The 15750-nt window shown below is 61.3% G+C and carries 15 protein-coding genes; 6 read left to right on the forward strand and 9 right to left on the reverse strand.

Annotated elements, in window-relative coordinates; all coding sequences use genetic code 11:
- Position 1: 1 nt before the first annotated feature.
- The 6 genes from C4J88_RS12710 to gloB form a co-directional block, all read right to left on the reverse strand.
- Positions 2-1021 carry an ABC transporter permease gene (locus C4J88_RS12710; protein WP_124362721.1) on the reverse strand — a complete coding sequence of 340 codons (1020 nt, stop codon included), beginning with the start codon at positions 1019-1021 and terminating at the stop codon, positions 2-4.
- A gap of 1 nt (position 1022) precedes the next feature.
- Positions 1023-2096: a microcin C ABC transporter permease YejB gene (locus tag C4J88_RS12715; protein WP_124362722.1), complete on the reverse strand. Its 1074-nt coding sequence runs from the start codon at positions 2094-2096 to the stop codon at positions 1023-1025.
- The gene (locus tag C4J88_RS12720; protein ID WP_124407108.1) at positions 2097-3935 is read right to left on the reverse strand and encodes an extracellular solute-binding protein; all 1839 of its coding nucleotides are present in this window, start codon (positions 3933-3935) and stop codon (positions 2097-2099) included.
- Positions 3932-5761 carry an extracellular solute-binding protein gene (locus C4J88_RS12725; RefSeq protein WP_124407109.1) on the reverse strand — a complete coding sequence of 610 codons (1830 nt, stop codon included), beginning with the start codon at positions 5759-5761 and terminating at the stop codon, positions 3932-3934. Before C4J88_RS12725 ends, C4J88_RS12720 begins: the two co-directional genes overlap by 4 nt.
- 292 nt (positions 5762-6053) lie before the next feature.
- Positions 6054-7454 (reverse strand): transglycosylase SLT domain-containing protein, encoded by a 1401-nt coding sequence (locus tag C4J88_RS12730; RefSeq protein WP_124362725.1) that lies wholly within the window; start codon positions 7452-7454, stop codon positions 6054-6056.
- A gap of 98 nt (positions 7455-7552) precedes the next feature.
- Positions 7553-8320 carry a hydroxyacylglutathione hydrolase gene (gloB, locus tag C4J88_RS12735; RefSeq protein ID WP_124407110.1) on the reverse strand — a complete coding sequence of 256 codons (768 nt, stop codon included), beginning with the start codon at positions 8318-8320 and terminating at the stop codon, positions 7553-7555.
- A gap of 65 nt (positions 8321-8385) precedes the next feature.
- On the opposite strand from gloB, the gene C4J88_RS12740 reads away from it, so the two are divergent.
- From C4J88_RS12740 to dnaQ, 3 genes are all read left to right on the forward strand, one after another.
- Complete coding sequence (locus C4J88_RS12740) at positions 8386-9144, forward strand: class I SAM-dependent methyltransferase (RefSeq protein ID WP_124362727.1); 759 nt, start codon at positions 8386-8388, stop codon at positions 9142-9144.
- A 29-nt stretch (positions 9145-9173) separates the two neighbouring features.
- Positions 9174-9626 carry a ribonuclease HI gene (gene rnhA / locus C4J88_RS12745; RefSeq protein ID WP_124407111.1) on the forward strand — a complete coding sequence of 151 codons (453 nt, stop codon included), beginning with the start codon at positions 9174-9176 and terminating at the stop codon, positions 9624-9626.
- A 70-nt stretch (positions 9627-9696) separates the two neighbouring features.
- Complete coding sequence (gene dnaQ / locus C4J88_RS12750) at positions 9697-10437, forward strand: DNA polymerase III subunit epsilon (protein WP_164485286.1); 741 nt, start codon at positions 9697-9699, stop codon at positions 10435-10437.
- A gap of 248 nt (positions 10438-10685) precedes the next feature.
- Here the strand turns inward: dnaQ and C4J88_RS12755 are convergent, their stop codons facing one another.
- A complete protein-coding gene (locus tag C4J88_RS12755; RefSeq protein ID WP_124366925.1) occupies positions 10686-12320 on the reverse strand; it encodes a methyl-accepting chemotaxis protein in 1635 nt (544 codons plus the stop codon).
- 226 nt (positions 12321-12546) lie between these two features.
- Between C4J88_RS12755 and C4J88_RS12760 the strand changes: the two genes are divergently transcribed.
- Entirely contained in the window at positions 12547-13377 is an 831-nt protein-coding gene (locus tag C4J88_RS12760) for an undecaprenyl-diphosphate phosphatase (RefSeq protein ID WP_124362730.1), read from the forward strand.
- Positions 13374-13757, forward strand: coding sequence for a DUF1294 domain-containing protein (locus C4J88_RS12765; protein WP_124407112.1), 384 nt, complete (start codon positions 13374-13376; stop codon positions 13755-13757). The genes C4J88_RS12760 and C4J88_RS12765 overlap by 4 nt, the downstream gene beginning before the upstream one ends.
- On the opposite strand, the gene C4J88_RS12770 is transcribed toward C4J88_RS12765, so the two are convergent.
- Positions 13752-14102 (reverse strand): MmcQ/YjbR family DNA-binding protein, encoded by a 351-nt coding sequence (locus C4J88_RS12770; protein WP_124362732.1) that lies wholly within the window; start codon positions 14100-14102, stop codon positions 13752-13754. The two genes, C4J88_RS12765 and C4J88_RS12770, sit on opposite strands and share 6 nt — an antisense overlap.
- A complete protein-coding gene (locus tag C4J88_RS12775; protein WP_124407113.1) occupies positions 14099-15007 on the reverse strand; it encodes a LysR substrate-binding domain-containing protein in 909 nt (302 codons plus the stop codon). The genes C4J88_RS12770 and C4J88_RS12775 overlap by 4 nt, the downstream gene beginning before the upstream one ends.
- Positions 15008-15133: 126 nt before the next feature.
- Between C4J88_RS12775 and C4J88_RS12780 the strand changes: the two genes are divergently transcribed.
- On the forward strand, positions 15134-15745 hold the full coding sequence (locus tag C4J88_RS12780) for an FMN-dependent NADH-azoreductase (RefSeq protein WP_124407114.1): 612 nt from the start codon (positions 15134-15136) through the stop codon (positions 15743-15745).
- The last annotated feature ends 5 nt before the right edge of the window (positions 15746-15750 follow it).

Consider the following 15750-nt stretch of genomic DNA (forward strand, 5'->3'; position numbering starts at 1 on the left):
CTCATTTCCTCGGGTCGAAGGCATCGCGAGCGGACTCGCCGATAAACACCAGCAGGCTCAACATGATCGCCAGCACGGCAAATGCACTCATGCCCAGCCACGGCGCCTGCAGGTTGGATTTGCCCTGGGCCACCAGTTCACCCAGTGACGGCGAGCCGGCCGGCAGGCCGAAGCCCAGGAAGTCCAGGGCGGTGAGGGTGCCGATGGCGCCGGTGAGAATGAACGGCATGAAGGTCATGGTCGAGACCATCGCATTGGGCAGGATATGGCGGAACATGATCGCGCCGTTCTGCATGCCCAGTGCACGGGCCGCGCGCACGTACTCCAGGTTGCGCCCGCGCAGGAATTCGGCACGCACCACGTCCACCAGGCTCATCCACGAGAACAGCAGCATGATGCCCAGCAGCCACCAGAAATTGGGCTGCACGAAGCTGGCGAGGATGATCAACAGGTACAGCACCGGCAACCCGGACCAGATCTCCAGGAAACGTTGCCCGGCCAGGTCCACCCAACCGCCGTAGAAACCCTGCAGGGCGCCAGCGATCACGCCGATGATCGAGCTGAGCACGGTCAGCGTCAGCGCAAACAGCACCGACACGCGAAAACCGTAGATGACCCGCGCCAGTACATCGCGGCCCTGGTCATCGGTGCCCAGCAGGTTGACGCTGGACGGCGGCGCCGGGGCCGGCACTTTCAGGTCGTAGTTGATGCTCTGGTAGCTGAACGGGATCGGTGCCCATAAGGTCCAGGCGTCCTTGGCCTTGAGCAATTCCTGGATATACGGGCTCTTGTAGTTGGCTTCCAGGGGGAACTCGCCGCCGAAGGTGGTCTCCGGGTAGCGCTTGAGCGCCGGGAAGTACCAGTCGCCGTCGAAGTGCACGGCCAGCGGTTTGTCGTTGGCGATCAACTCGGCGCCCAGGCTCAGCCCGAACAGGATCAGGAACAGCCACAGCGACCACCAGCCACGCTTGTTCGCCTTGAACCGCTCGAACCGGCGGCGATTGAGGGGGGACAGGTTCATCTCAATGCTCCCGGCTGGCGAAGTCGATACGCGGATCGACCAGGGTGTAGGTGAGGTCGCCGATCAATTTCACGATCAGCCCCAGCAAGGTGAAGATAAACAGCGTGCCGAACACCACCGGATAGTCGCGGTTGATCGCCGCTTCAAAGCTCATCAGGCCGAGGCCGTCGAGGGAAAAGATCACTTCCACCAGCAAGGAACCGGTAAAGAAGATGCCGATGAAGGCCGAGGGGAAACCGGCGATCACCAGCAACATCGCGTTGCGAAACACATGGCCGTAGAGCACGCGATGGTTGGTCAGGCCCTTGGCCTTGGCGGTGACCACGTACTGTTTGTTGATCTCGTCGAGAAAGCTGTTCTTGGTCAGCAGGGTCATGGTGGCGAAGTTGCCGATCACCAGGGCGGTCACGGGCAGGGCCAGGTGCCAGAAGTAATCGAGCACCTTGGCGCCCCAGCTCAATTCGTCGAAGTTGTTGGACGTGAGCCCGCGCAACGGGAACCAGTCCAGGTAGCTGCCGCCGGCAAACACCACGATCAACAGAATGGCGAACAGGAACGCCGGGATCGCATAGCCGACGATGATCGCCGAACTGGTCCACACATCGAAATGGCTGCCGTGGCGCGTGGCCTTGGCGATGCCCAGGGGGATCGACACCAGGTACATGATCAGGGTGCTCCATAACCCGAGGGAAATGGACACGGGCATCTTTTCCTTGATCAGGTCGATGACCTTGGCGTCACGGAAAAAACTGTCGCCGAAATCCAGCCGGGCATAGTTCTTGACCATGATCCACAGGCGTTCCGGCGCCGACTTGTCGAAGCCGTACATTTTCTCGATTTCCTTGATCAGCGCCGGGTCGAGCCCCTGGGCGCCGCGATAGCTGGAACCGGCCACCGCGACTTCGGCGCCGCCACCAGCGATACGGCTGGTGGCGCCGTCAAAGCCTTCGAGCTTGGCGATCATCTGTTCCACCGGCCCGCCGGGGGCGGCCTGGATGATCACGAAGTTGATCAGCAGAATGCCGAACAGCGTGGGGATGATCAGCAACAGGCGACGAACAATATAGGCCAGCATTCAATCGCCTCCGCTCGCCGCTTCGGCGCTTTGTGTGGTGTCCAGGGGGATCGCCGGTTTGACGTCGGGTTTGGCCCACCAGGTGGCGGTGCCGACGTCATAGCGCGGCGAGACTTGCGGATGGCCGAGGTGGTCCCAATACGCCACACGGAAGGTCTTGATGTGCCAGTTGGGGATCACGTAGTAACCGAACTGCAGCACGCGGTCCAGCGCCCTGGCGTGGGCGATCAGGCTTTTGCGCGAGTCGGCGTCGATCAGTTGTTCGACCAGTTGGTCGACGGCCGGGTCTTTCAGGCCCATGTAGTTGCGGCTGCCGGGTTTGTCGGCGCTGGACGACTTCCAGAACTCACGCTGCTCATTACCAGGGGAGGTGGATTGCGGAAAGCTGCCCACCAGCATGTCGAAATCCCGCGAGCGCAGGCGGTTGATGAACTGCGACACGTCAACCCGGCGAATCACCAGGTCGATGCCCAAATCGGCCAGGTTGCGCTTGAACGGCAGCAGGATGCGCTCGAATTCGGTCTGGGCCAGCAGGAACTCAAGGGTGACCGGTTTGCCGGTGGTGTCGACCATCTTGTCGTCGACGATCCTCCAGCCGGCCTCTTGCAGCAACTGATACGCCTCGCGCTGCTGCGCACGGATCATGCCGCTACCGTCGGTTTTGGAAGGCTCGAAGGACTGGGTGAAGACTTCGGCAGGGATCTTGTCGCGCAGGGGCTCGAGAATCGCCAGTTCATCCGGGCCGGGTAAACCGGTGGCGGCCATTTCCGAGTTTTCGAAGTAACTGCGCGTGCGGGTATAGGCGCCATTGAACAACTGTTTGTTGCTCCATTCGAAATCCAGCAACAGGCTGATGGCCTTGCGCACCCGGACATCCTGAAACATCGGTTTGCGCGTATTGAACACGAAACCCTGCATACCGGTGGGGTTACCGTTGGGGATTTCTTCCTTGATCAAGCGGCCCTCGGCTACCGCCGGAATGTTGTAGGCGTTGGCCCAGTTTTTCGCGCTGAACTCCAGCCAATAATCGAACTGCCCGGCCTTCAGGGCTTCCAGGGACACGGTGCTGTCACGGTAATAATCGGTGATGCGGTTATCGAAATTGTAGAAACCCTTGGCGACCGGCAGGTCCTTGGCCCAATAGTCCTTGAACCGCTCGTAGCGAATCATGCGCCCGGCCTTGACCTCAGCCACCTTGTACGGGCCACTGCCCAGCGGTATTTCCAGGTTGCCCTTGGAAAAATCCCGGCTGGCCCACCAATGTTTGGGCAGTACCGGCAATTGCCCGAGGATCAGTGGCAGCTCACGGTTGTTGGTGCGCTTGAATTTGAACAGCACCCGCAATGGGTCCTCGGCGACCACTTCATCCACGTCGGCGTAGTAAGTGCGGTAGAGCGGGGTGCCATCCTTGATCAGGGTCTGGAAGGTGAACACCACGTCTTCGGCGCGGATCGGGTGGCCATCATGGAAGCGCGCCTCGGGGCGCAGGTAAAAGCGCACCCAACTGTTGTCCGGCGCCTTTTCGATCTTGCCGGCCACCAGGCCGTATTCGGTGATGGGCTCGTCCAGGCTCTGCATGGCCAGCGTGTCGTAGATCAACGGCAGATTGTCTGCCGGCACGCCTTTGCTGATGTAGGGGTTGAGGCTGTCAAAGCCGCCCATGGCCGACTCACGGAAGGTGCCACCCTTGGGGGCGTCGGGGTTCACATAGTCAAAATGCTTGAAATCGGCGGGGTACTTGGGCGGCTCGTTATACAGCGTCAACGCATGTTGCGGGGCGGCCTGGGCCGCGCTGCACAGCAACAGGCTGGCGAATAGAGTACTGCGCAAAGACATCATTGGGCTTTCTCCGAAGCTTTCAGCCACCATGCGCTCAAGCCCAGGCTGTAGGGCGGCGTGGTGACAAAGGCGAACCGGTTGCGGTACGCCAGGCGATGATAGTTGAGGTACCAATTGGGAATGCTGTAGTGCTGCCACAGCAGCACCCGGTCCAGGGCGCGGCCGGCGGCCAGTTGTTCTTCGCGGGTCTGGGCCGCGAGCAGTTGTTCCAGCAGGTGGTCGACCACGGGGTTGGCGATGCCGGCGTAATTCTTGCTGCCCTTGATGGCAGCCTGGCTGGAATGGAAGTACTGCCACTGTTCCAGCCCTGGGCTGAGGGTCTGGTTGAGGGTGACCAGGATCATGTCGAAGTCGAACTGGTCGAGGCGCTGCTTGTACTGCGCACGGTCAACGGTGCGCAGGTGCGCGTCGATGCCGATACTGATCAGGTTCTCGACATAGGGCTGCAGGATGCGCTCCAGATTCGGGTTGACCAGCAGGATTTCCAGGCGCAGCGGTTGCCCGTCCTGGTTCAGCAGGCGTTGGTCGGACAGCTTCCAGCCGGCCTCGCCGAGCAGGGCCAGGGCGCGGCGCAGGGTGTCGCGGGGGATGCCACGACCGTCGGTCTGCGGCAGGCTGAAGGCCTGGGTAAACAGCTTGGCAGGCAGTTGGTCGCGGTAGGGCGAGAGCATCAGCCACTCGTGACCGACCGGGACGCCGGTGGCGGAAAATTCGCTGTTGGGGTAGTAACTCAAGGCGCGTTTGTAGGCATTGCTGAACAGGGTGCGGTTGGTCCATTCGAAGTCGAACATCAACCCCAGGGCTTCGCGCACCTGGGTCTGGCTGAAGGCCGGACGCCGGGTGTTGATGAACAGGCCCTGGCTCTGAGTGGGGATGCGGTGGGCGATCTGTGCCTTGATAACCTCGCCGCGGTTCACCGCCGGGAAGTGGTAGCCGGTGTCCCAGTTCTTGGCCTGGTGTTCGATATAAATGTCGAATTCGCCCGCCTTGAAGGCTTCAAAGGCGACGTCGCTGTCGCGGTAGAACTCCACCTCGACCTTGTTGTAGTTATACAAACCCTGGTTGACCGGCAGGTTCTTGCCCCAGTAATCCTTGACCCGTTCGAACACCAGCTGGCGGCCGGGGGTGACCTTGCTGATGCGGTACGGCCCGCTGCCCAGTGGCGGCTCGAAGGTGGTGGCCTTGAAGTCGCGGTTCTTCCAGTAATGCTGGGGCAGCACGGGCAACTCGCCCAGGCGCAGGATCAACAGCGGGTTGCCGGCGCGCTTGAACACAAAACGAATGCGATGGCGATTGAGGATGTCGACCCGCGCCACTTCCTGCAGGTTGGTGCGGTATTGCGGGTGGCCTTCGGTCAACAGGGTTCGGTAGGAAAACGCCACGTCATCGGCAGTAATCGGTGCCCCGTCGTGAAAACGCGCCTCATGGCGCAGATTGAACACGACCCAGCTGCGGTCCTCGCTGTATTCCACCGATTGGGCAATCAGGCCATAGCTGGACGTCGGCTCATCGCCGGAAGGGGCGTACTGGCCGGTGCCGACCATCAGCGGTTCGTTCAGCTCATTGACGCCGTACTGCAGGAAGTTACCAGTGGAAACCGGGCTGGTGCCCTTGAAGGTATAAGGGTTGAGGGTGTCGAACGTGCCAAAGGCCATCACCCGCAGTGTCCCGCCTTTTGGCGCTGCAGGGTTTACCCAATCGTAATGGGTGAATTTGGCCGGGTACTTGAGTGTGCCGAACTGCGCGTAACCGTGACTCTCGGTAATCGTCGCGTTCGCAGCAAAGCTCAAGGCCAGACTTATTAGTAGAAGGAGGGAACGCTTCAAGTCAGAGATCCGATCCGGGCGGCTTGGGCTTTATGATCGGTACAGTAACAGCTTGTTCCGGATGGAAAAAGGCTGCTGAGAGCACTGAAGGCTCAATGTGGGAGGGGCAAACCCTGATGCCAATCAGTTAAGCGAAAAGGGTTCACTGTAGGAGCGAGCTTGCTCGCGAAAAACGTCTAGGCGACGCGTTCATTCTGAATAAACGCGAGGGCCCTGAGTTCTTCGCGAGCAAGCTCGCTCCTACAAAAAGCAAGCCCCTCCCACATCAGGTTTTCCGGTGTGCTCGAGGCCTTTATCTTGGCCCGGAAACCACCAGCATCTGCCCAGGCTTCAGCGCCTGGCCGGTGCGTGGGTTCCAACGCTTGAGATGTTGCATCTCGACGTTGAAGCGCTTGGCGACCATGTACAGCGAGTCGCCTTTCTTGACCTTGTACTGCACCGGTTTGGTCGCGGCGGCTTTACGCGTGTCCTGCATCACCAGGGTCTGGCCGACCTTGAGCGCCTGGCCGTTGAGCTTGTTCCAGCGCTGCAGGTCATGCACATCGACCTTGTTGGCCTTGGCGATCAGCGTGAGGTTGTCGCCAGTGCGCACCTTGTAGCTGCGGGTACGCCCGGCCACCGCCTTGGTCTCGACTTCGTCGAACACCGGCTTTTTCGGGCGCATGCTCAACAATTCTTCCGGCTTCATCGTCGACAGGGTGCTGGTGAGCAGTTGCGCCTTGGAGGTTGGCACCAGCAAATGCTGGGGGCCGTCCAGGGTGGTGCGTTGTTTCAGGGCCGGGTTGAGCTGGAACAGCTCGTCTTCATCGATTTCCGCCAGCGCGGCGACCCGGGACAGGTCCATGCTTTGCTTGACTTCAACCACTTCGAAATACGGTGTGTTGGCAATCGGGTTGAGGTTGACGCCATACGCCTCGGGGGCCAGCACCACCTGGGACAACGCCAGGAATTTGGGCACGTAGTCCTTGGTTTCCTGGGGCAGCGGCAGGTTCCAGTAGTCCGTCGGCAGGCCGAGCTTCTCGTTGCGCTCGATGGCCCGGCTCACCGTGCCTTCACCGGCATTGTAGGCCGCCAGGGCCAGCAGCCAGTCGCCGTTGAACATGTCATGCAGGCGGGTCAGGTAGTCCAGGGCGGCGGTGGTGGAGGCGGTGATATCGCGGCGGCCATCGTAGGCGCGGGTCTGGCGCAGGTTGAAGTAGCGCCCGGTGGACGGAATGAACTGCCACAAGCCGACCGCATCGCTGCGCGAATAGGCCATTGGGTTGTAGGCACTTTCAATCACCGGCAGCAGCGCCAGCTCCAGGGGCATGTTGCGTTCTTCAAGGCGCTCGACGATGTAGTGAATGTAGAGGCTGCCGCGTTCGCCGGCGTTTTCCAGGAAGGAGGGGTTGCTGGCGAACCACAGGCGTTGTTGCTCGATGCGCGGGTTGACCCCTACGCCGTCCTGCAATTGAAAGCCCCGACGCATGCGTTCCCAGACATCCTGGGGCACTTCGGGGCTGGGCTTCTCTGAGAGCCAAATAGGTTTTTGCTTGATCTTGGCAGCAAGATTGGGTTTGGGTTGCACGGTGGATTGTGCAGCGTAATGAGTCGATTGGCAGCCCGCCAGAGTTGCGGAAACGGCCACCGCCACGGCTTGAGCCAGGCGGGTCAATGCGTCTGAAGAAATGGATTTACGAATAGATGACGACATTGGCTGGAAGTAAGTTCCGGGCAAAAATGTCGGGCGATTCTAGAAAGCGCTTCGGTTCCGGTCAACCATTCAGAAATTACGTATCAGATTGCGTCTGCTTAGAACTTATCTTTCCAAGCCCTCAAGCTAGCAAACACCTCGGCCCCAGAGCGGTTGTCGCGTCCGTTCCGTTCGTCCGCTTTTTGTTTAACGGATGTTTCAGAGGTGCGTAGAAAAGGGTTAGTGCGTTTTTCCAGGGCCAGGTTGGACGGCAGCGTCATCTCGCCACGGGCGCGCAATTGAGCGACTTCTGCCACTCGTTCAGCGATGTCGGCATTATCCGGTTCCACGGCTTGGGCAAACTTGAGGTTACTTTGTGTGTATTCGTGGGTGCAGTACACCAAGGTATCAGCAGGCAGGGCAGCCAGGCGTTCCAGGGACGCGTACATCTGTTGCGGCGTGCCTTCGAACAGGCGACCGCAACCGGCGGCAAACAGGGTGTCGCCACACAGCAGCACGCCTTGATGGTAGTAGGCGATGTGGCCGAGGGTGTGGCCGGGCACGGCGTACACGGCGAAGTCCCAGCCGAGCACGGTGATGCGGTCGTTGTCCTGCAAGTCGACGTCCCGAGCCGGGATGTTTTCGTTCGCAGGGCCGTAGACGTTGGCGCCGGTGAGCTTTTTGAGTTGCTCGACACCGCCGACATGATCATGGTGATGGTGAGTGACCAGGATGTCGCTGAGTACCCAGGCCGGGTTCTGCTCAAGCCAGGCGATTACCGGCGCGGCATCACCGGGGTCGACCACGGCGCAACGGTGGGTTTGCTCATCCTGTAACAACCAGATGTAGTTATCGGTGAAGGCGGGCAGGGCACTGATCTGTATCATTCTTCGATTCGCCAAGCTGAACACATTGGTGCATCTTAGAACGTCTAGGCGAGTTGGAGAATGCAATGACTGATAAAGCGTTCGCCCAGGCCGATCCTGAGTGGCTGGCCCTGATCGGTGCAGCCCGCGAATGGTTGTCCGGGCCGCTTGGGCAATTTCTGCTGGATGAAGAGCGGCGCATGCTCGATGACGAGCTGGGCCGGTTCTTTGGTGGCTATCTGGTGCATTACGGCCCGTCGGCCGAAACGCCGCCGTGCGCACCGCAGGTACAACGCAATGTACGCCTGGGGGCGCCGTTGCCGGGTGTGGAAATCGTCTGCGAGGAGCAGGCCTGGCCGCTGAGCGAACACGCCGCCGATGTGGTGGTGTTGCAGCACGGCCTGGATTTTTGCCTGTCTCCCCACGGCTTGTTGCGCGAAGCCGCCAGCAGTGTGCGTCCCGGTGGCCATTTGCTGATTGTCGGCATCAACCCCTGGAGCAGTTGGGGCCTGCGCCACGCGTTTGCCCAGGACGGCCTGCGCCAGGCGCGCTGCATCGCGCCTTCACGGGTGGGCGACTGGCTGAACCTGCTGGGCTTCGCGCTGGAGAAACGCCGCTTCGGGTGCTATCGTCCGCCGCTTGCGTCCGCCAAATGGCAGGGGCGCCTCGCCGGCTGGGAACGCCGCGCAGGTGCCTGGCAACTGTCGGGTGGGGGCTTCTATTTATTAGTGGCGCGCAAGATCGCGGTCGGGCTGCGGCCGGTGCAGCAAGTGCGCCGCGAACCGCTCGCCAAGCTGGTGCCGATGCCACTGGCCAAGGTCAACCGCGAACAGCGCGAACCGTAAAACCTCTTTTGATTCAGGCTCAATAACCGATGACCGATAGCGTAGAACTCTTCACCGATGGCGCCTGCAAGGGCAACCCCGGCCCCGGCGGCTGGGGCGCATTGCTGGTGTGCAAGGGCGTGGAGAAGGAGTTGTGGGGCGGCGAAGCCAACACCACCAACAACCGCATGGAGCTGATGGGCGCCATTCGCGGTCTGGAAGAGCTCAAGCGGCGCTGCAACGTCCTGCTGGTGACCGATTCGCAATATGTGATGAAGGGCATCAACGAGTGGATGGTCAACTGGAAGAAGCGCGGCTGGAAAACAGCGTCCAAGGAACCGGTCAAGAATGCCGACCTGTGGCAATTGCTCGACGAGCAATGCAACCGGCATGACATCACCTGGAAATGGGTGCGTGGGCATATCGGTCATCCCGGCAATGAACGGGCTGACCAGCTCGCCAACAGGGGCGTGAATGAAGTGCGCGGCTACAAGCAGAGCTGAAGCCGGCTGACGTGTTAACATCGCGCCCTTTGACTCACCCCACACCGTTGAGAGCTGAACCCTGATGGCCATCCGATCCGTTGTACTCGATACCGAAACCACCGGCATGCCGGTGACCGATGGTCACCGGATCATCGAAATCGGCTGTGTCGAACTGATGGGCCGCCGTCTGACCGGTCGTCACTTTCACGTCTACCTGCAACCGGACCGCGACAGTGACGAAGGCGCGATCGGCGTCCACGGCATCACCGACGAGTTCCTCAAGGGCAAGCCGCGCTTTGCCGAAGTGGCCGATGAGTTTTTCGAGTTCATCAACGGCGCCCAACTGATCATTCATAACGCGGCGTTCGACGTCGGCTTCATCAATAATGAATTTTCCCTGATGGGGCAGATGGATCGAGCGGATATTTCCCAGCACTGCTCGATCCTCGACACCTTGATGATGGCCCGCGAGCGTCACCCGGGCCAACGCAACAGCCTCGATGCCTTGTGCAAACGTTACGGCGTGGACAACTCCGGCCGTGAACTGCACGGCGCCTTGCTCGACTCCGAGATTCTGGCTGAGGTCTACCTGGCCATGACCGGTGGGCAGACCAGCCTGTCGCTGGCCGGTAATGCCTCCGATGGCAACGGTTCGGCAGAAGGCTCGGGCAATCGTCCCTCGGAGATTCGTCGCCTGCCGGCTGATCGCAGGCCTACGGCTATCATCCGTGCCAGCGAGCAGGACCTGGCCGAGCATGCCGCGCGCTTGGACGCGATCGCCAAGGCAGCCGGTGCGCCGGCGTTGTGGACTCAATTGACCCAACAATGATCCTGGTTTGATGCAGAAAAAAAATGTGGGAGAGGGCAAGCCCTAATGCCGGTCAGTTAAGAAGTAGCAGGAGCGAGAACTAACTTGTGGCGAGGGAGCTTGCTCCCGCTGGGGCGCGAAGCGGCCCCAAACAATGGGACTGCTGCGCAGTCCAGCGGGAGCAAGCTCCCTCGCCACAGGTTCGGTGTCGCCTTAACTGGCTGGCATTAGGGCTTGCCCCCTCCCACAGGGTGCTCATGACATGGGCGTCAGACTTTGAACTGGCGCAAGAGCCCGTCAAGCTGCTCACTCAAGCCGCGCAATTGCGCGCTCGCCACGCTCGACTGTTCAGCCGCCAGCGCGGTGCTGTGGGACAAGCCGGCCGCCTGGGTGACGTTCTGGTTGATGTCTTCCACCACATGCGCCTGTTGCAGGGTGGCACTGGCAATCGAGGCGTTCAGGCCGTTGAGATTATGCAGCGCCTGGCCGATGGCACTAAGGCTTGCACCGGCCAGGCCGGCTTGTTCGATGGTCAGTTGCGAGGCGCTGTGGCTGTCGCTGATGACCTTGACCGCCGCTTCCGAATGGCCCTGCAGCCGCTCGATCATCGCCTGGATCTCAGCCGTGGATTTCTGCGTGCGCTGGGCCAGCAAGCGTACCTCATCGGCCACCACGGCAAACCCACGACCCTGCTCGCCGGCGCGTGCGGCCTCGATGGCGGCGTTGAGGGCGAGCAAATTGGTTTGGTCGGCAATTGAACGAATCACTTCCAGCACGCCGCCGATCTGGGTGCTCTCGCTGGACAGGGTGCGGATAACCTCCACGGCCTGGCTGATGGTGCTGGAGAGCTGGTCGATCTGCTGCAAACTGCCGTCGATGTTGACCTGGCCTTGTTGCGCCTGGGCCTGGGCGTCGCGCATTTCGCTGGCGGCGTGCTCGGCGTTCTTGGCCACGTCCTGCACGCCGTAGGTGACTTCATTGATCGCGGTGGCCACCAGTTCCATCTGTTGCGACTGCTGCTGGCTGCGGTCGTGGGCCTGGCTGGCGTTGTGGCCCAACTCGGTGGACGACTCACCCAGGGCGTTGGCGCACACCTGCAATTGACCGACCACCTGGCGCAATTTGGCGGTGAAGGTATTGAAGTGCTGGGACAGCTGGGTGACCTCGTCGCGCCCGTGGGTATCGAGGCTGCGGGTCAGGTCGCTTTCACCGCTGGCGATGTTGCCCATGGCATTCACCGCCGCCTGCAACGGTTGCAGGATGCTGCGCGCGATCAACAGCACCAGCAGGGCCATGATCAGCGCGATGCCCAGGCCGATGGCAGAGGCTTTCCACACCTGGACGGTGAACTCGGCCTGCACGTCGTCCACGTAGACGCCCGAGCCGATAATCCAGCCCCAGGGTGCGAACAACTGGATGTAGGAGGTTTTCTGCACCGGCGCATCGGCCCCCGGTTTCGGCCAGCGGTAATTGACGATGCCGGCGCCCTTGGCCTTGGCCAGGCTCACGAACTCGTTGAACACCGCAAACCCGTCCGGATCGCGGATCGCCGAGAGGTTCTGGCCGTCCAGCTTGGGATTGGCCGCGTGCATGATCATCACGGGGGTGAGATCGTTGATCCAGAAGTAATCGTCGTGGTCGTAACGCAGGCCGCGCACTGCGCTCAGGGCTTGCTGCTGCGCGGCTTCGCGGGTGAGCACCCCGGTTTTTTCCAGGTTCTGGTAGTAGCCCAACACGCCGCTGGCGGTTTGCACCACGTGCTGGGTCTGTTGACGCTTGGCCTGGTAGAGGTCGTCATGGATCTGTTTGAGCATCAACGCGCCCAAGGTCAGCAGCATCAGCACGGCGACTACCAGGATCAGCCAGAGGCGTCGGCTGATCGACATATTGCGCAAACTGTTCATCGTCCTGTCACTCCGTGCCTTTTATAATTGTGGGTGTTGCATCGACTTTTTCGGCTTGTCTGATAGGCTTTCGGCCCGTAATCGAAAAACCTGAGTACTGCCTGATTTTTCACGGAATTTTTGCAGTCCGGCATTGAGAATCGATGCCGGGCGCTGCAGCGCGCTCGTTGTCAGTGAACTTAAAAAACATAAGAGGCATGCCAGGCGCGTGACCTTTGGAGAAAGCATGGATTTTTGGACTGCCATACAGGCATTGATTCTTGGCGTGGTCGAGGGGCTGACGGAGTTCCTGCCGATCTCCAGCACCGGCCACCAGATCATCGTCGCCGACCTGATCAACTTCGGCGGCGAGCGTTTCGAGGCATTCAATATCATTATCCAGCTGGGCGCGATCCTGGCCGTAGTCTGGGAATTTCGCCGCAAGATCCTCGATGTGGTCATCGGCTTGCCCACTCAGCGCAACGCCCAGCGCTTCACCGTGAACCTGATCATTGCCGTGTTGCCGGCGGTGGTGCTGGGGGTGATTTTCGCTGACCTGATCAAGCATTACCTGTTCAACCCGATCACCGTGGCCACGGCCCTGGTGGTGGGCGGCGTGGTCATGTTGTGGGCTGAACGTCGCCAGCATGCCGTCCATGCCGAAACCGTGGACGACATCACCTGGAAAGACGCGCTCAAGGTCGGCGTCGCCCAGTGCCTGGCCATGATCCCAGGCACTTCGCGCTCTGGTGCGACGATTATCGGCGGCCTGCTGTTCGGCCTGTCGCGCAAGACCGCCACCGAGTTTTCATTCTTCCTGGCCATGCCGACCATGGTCGGTGCAGCGCTGTACTCGGGCTACAAATACCGCGACCTGTTCCAACCGGCAGACTTGCCGGTGTTCGCCATCGGCTTTGTCACCTCGTTCATCTTCGCGATGATCGCGGTCAAGGGCCTGCTCAAATTTATTGCCAACCACAGCTACGCGGCCTTTGCCTGGTACCGGATCGCGTTCGGCCTGGTGATCCTGGCGACCTGGCAATTCGGCTGGATCGACTGGACCGCCGTCAAGCCATGAACATTCAGCATCCGCGCCTGAAGGCGTTGGTCCTGCTAGTGCTGTGCGGCGCGCCGTTGCTGGGTGCGGCGCTGTTGTGGCAGCGCGGCGAGACGGCCATGCCGTTGGCGGCCTACGGGGTGGTCAGCGTGGTGGCGTTCTTTCTGTACTGGAGTGACAAGCGCAAGGCCCAGACCGAGGGCCGGCGCATCCCGGAAAACATCCTGCACGCCGTCGAGCTGGCGGGCGGTTGGCCGGGGGCGTTGATCGCCCAGCAGGTGTTCCGGCACAAGATGCGCAAGGTGTCTTATCAGGTGCTGTTCTGGGTGATCGTGCTGCTGCACCAGGTGTTCTGGCTGGACCAGCTGTTTCTCGGCGGCACGCTGCTGTCGATCCTATAGCAACAATCCCACCTGCGTGCGCTTGGGCAACTTGCTCACCACCAATTGGTGGGAGCGCTGCAACAAGCCACGCAGTTCCTCGGGCGCCAGCGGGTAGGGCGTGTTCATGATGATCCATTGCGCGCGTGCCAGGTACGGCGCCGGGTGGATGCCTGGGCGGTCGACGTGGCCGAGGAACAGTTCCTTGTCGACCTTGAACGCCAGCGAGTCGCCGCGCAGGTTCTGCAGCGCGAACATCTTGTTGCCGGCAATCGAGAACACCCGTACGCCGCCCCATTTGTAGTCCTCGCGTGCGCCCGGCAGGCTCAGGCAGAATTGCGCGACTTGCGCTTCGGTCATGCTCATAGCAGGCGATCTCCACAGCCTTTGAAACCTTCTTCCAGGTAGTCGATCCAGGCGCGAATAGCTGGCAGCACGCCGCGCCGGTGCGGGTACACGGCCTGCAGCCAGCCGCCGGGTAACGACCATTGCGGCAGCAACTGCACCAGTCGGCCGCTGGCCAGTTCCTCTTCGCAATACATCATCGGCAGCACCGTAAAGCCCACGCCCATGAGGGCGCTGGTCTTGCGTACGATAAAGTCTTCGATGCCCAGGCGCGCCTCCATGACCAGCTCGTGAGCGTTGCCCTGGGGGTCGATGATGCGCTGGTGCACCATGCGTTCCGCCTCGAGTGCGCCCATTATCGGCAATTGCCTGAGGTCGTCCAGGCTGTCGACCTGCCGATCACGCAGCAGTGCCGGGCTGGCCACCAGCACGGTGTGTGCCTGGCGCAGGCGTTTGGTGACCAGCAACGGGTCTTCGTCGCCCAGTTCGCGCACGCGCAAGGCTACGTCGATCCCTTCGCCCACCAGGTCGACGCGGCGGTTGACCAGGGTCATGTCCAGTTGCACCAGCGGGTGGGCGGCGAGAAAACCGGCCACCAGTTCCGGCAGGATCTGTTGGGCCAGGCCGACCGGGCAAGTGACCCGCAGACGCCCACGGGGCTCGGTGGACATGCTGGCCACGGCCTCATCGGCCATCTCCGCTTCCAGCAACATCGCCTGGCAGTGGCGCAGGTAGCGCTCGCCGACGGCGGTCAGGGTCAGTTGCCGGGTGGTGCGTTGCAGCAGGCGCGCGCCCAGGCGTTCCTCCAGCTCGGCAATGCGCCGCGACAGGCGCGATTTGGGAATCCCCAGCAGGCGGCCGGCGGCGGCGAAACCGCCGGCTTCGACGACTTTGGCGAAATAGTAGAGGTCGTTGAGGTCTTGCATGGTCAGCCTATTGTCCTGTCAGTGGGACAATCTATCGCATTCCAGATGGCTTATCGACTATTGGTTGGATGCGTAGCATCAACACCATCTGATCGCCCCTGTCGATCCCACCCTCGGAGATCCACCATGAAACTGTTGCATATCGATTCCAGCATCCTCGGCGACAACTCCGCTTCCCGTCAGCTCAGCGCCGGCGTGGTCAAGGCATGGCAGGCCGCCGAGCCGGGCGTGGAAGTGACTTACCGTGACCTCGCCAGCGAAGGCATCAACCATTTTTCCGGCGCCACCCTGGGTGCGTTGGGCACCGCTGCTGAACTGCGCGATGCTGCGCAAAAGCATGAGGCGCAACTGAGCGCATCGTCGCTGGCTGAGTTTCTCGCCGCCGATGCCGTGGTGGTGGGCGCACCGATGTACAACTTCACCATCCCGACCCAGCTCAAAGCCTGGATCGACCGCATCGCCGTCGCCGGCCAGACCTTCCGCTACACCGAAGCCGGCCCTGAAGGCCTGTGCGGCAACAAGAAAGTCATCATCGTCTCCACCGCCGGCGGCCTGCATGCCGGCCAGGCGTCCGGTGCCGCCCATGAAGGCTACTTGAAGTTGCTGTTCGGCTTTCTCGGCATCACTGATATCGAAATCGTACGTGCTGAAGGCCTGGCCTACGGCGACGAAGTGCGCAGCAAAGCCTTGAGCGACGCCAACGTGCTGATCAGCGAGCACTTGTTCGCCGCTGCGTAAGGCTT

Source organism: Pseudomonas sp. R4-39-08 (assembly GCF_003852275.1).
Lineage (GTDB): Bacteria > Pseudomonadota > Gammaproteobacteria > Pseudomonadales > Pseudomonadaceae > Aquipseudomonas.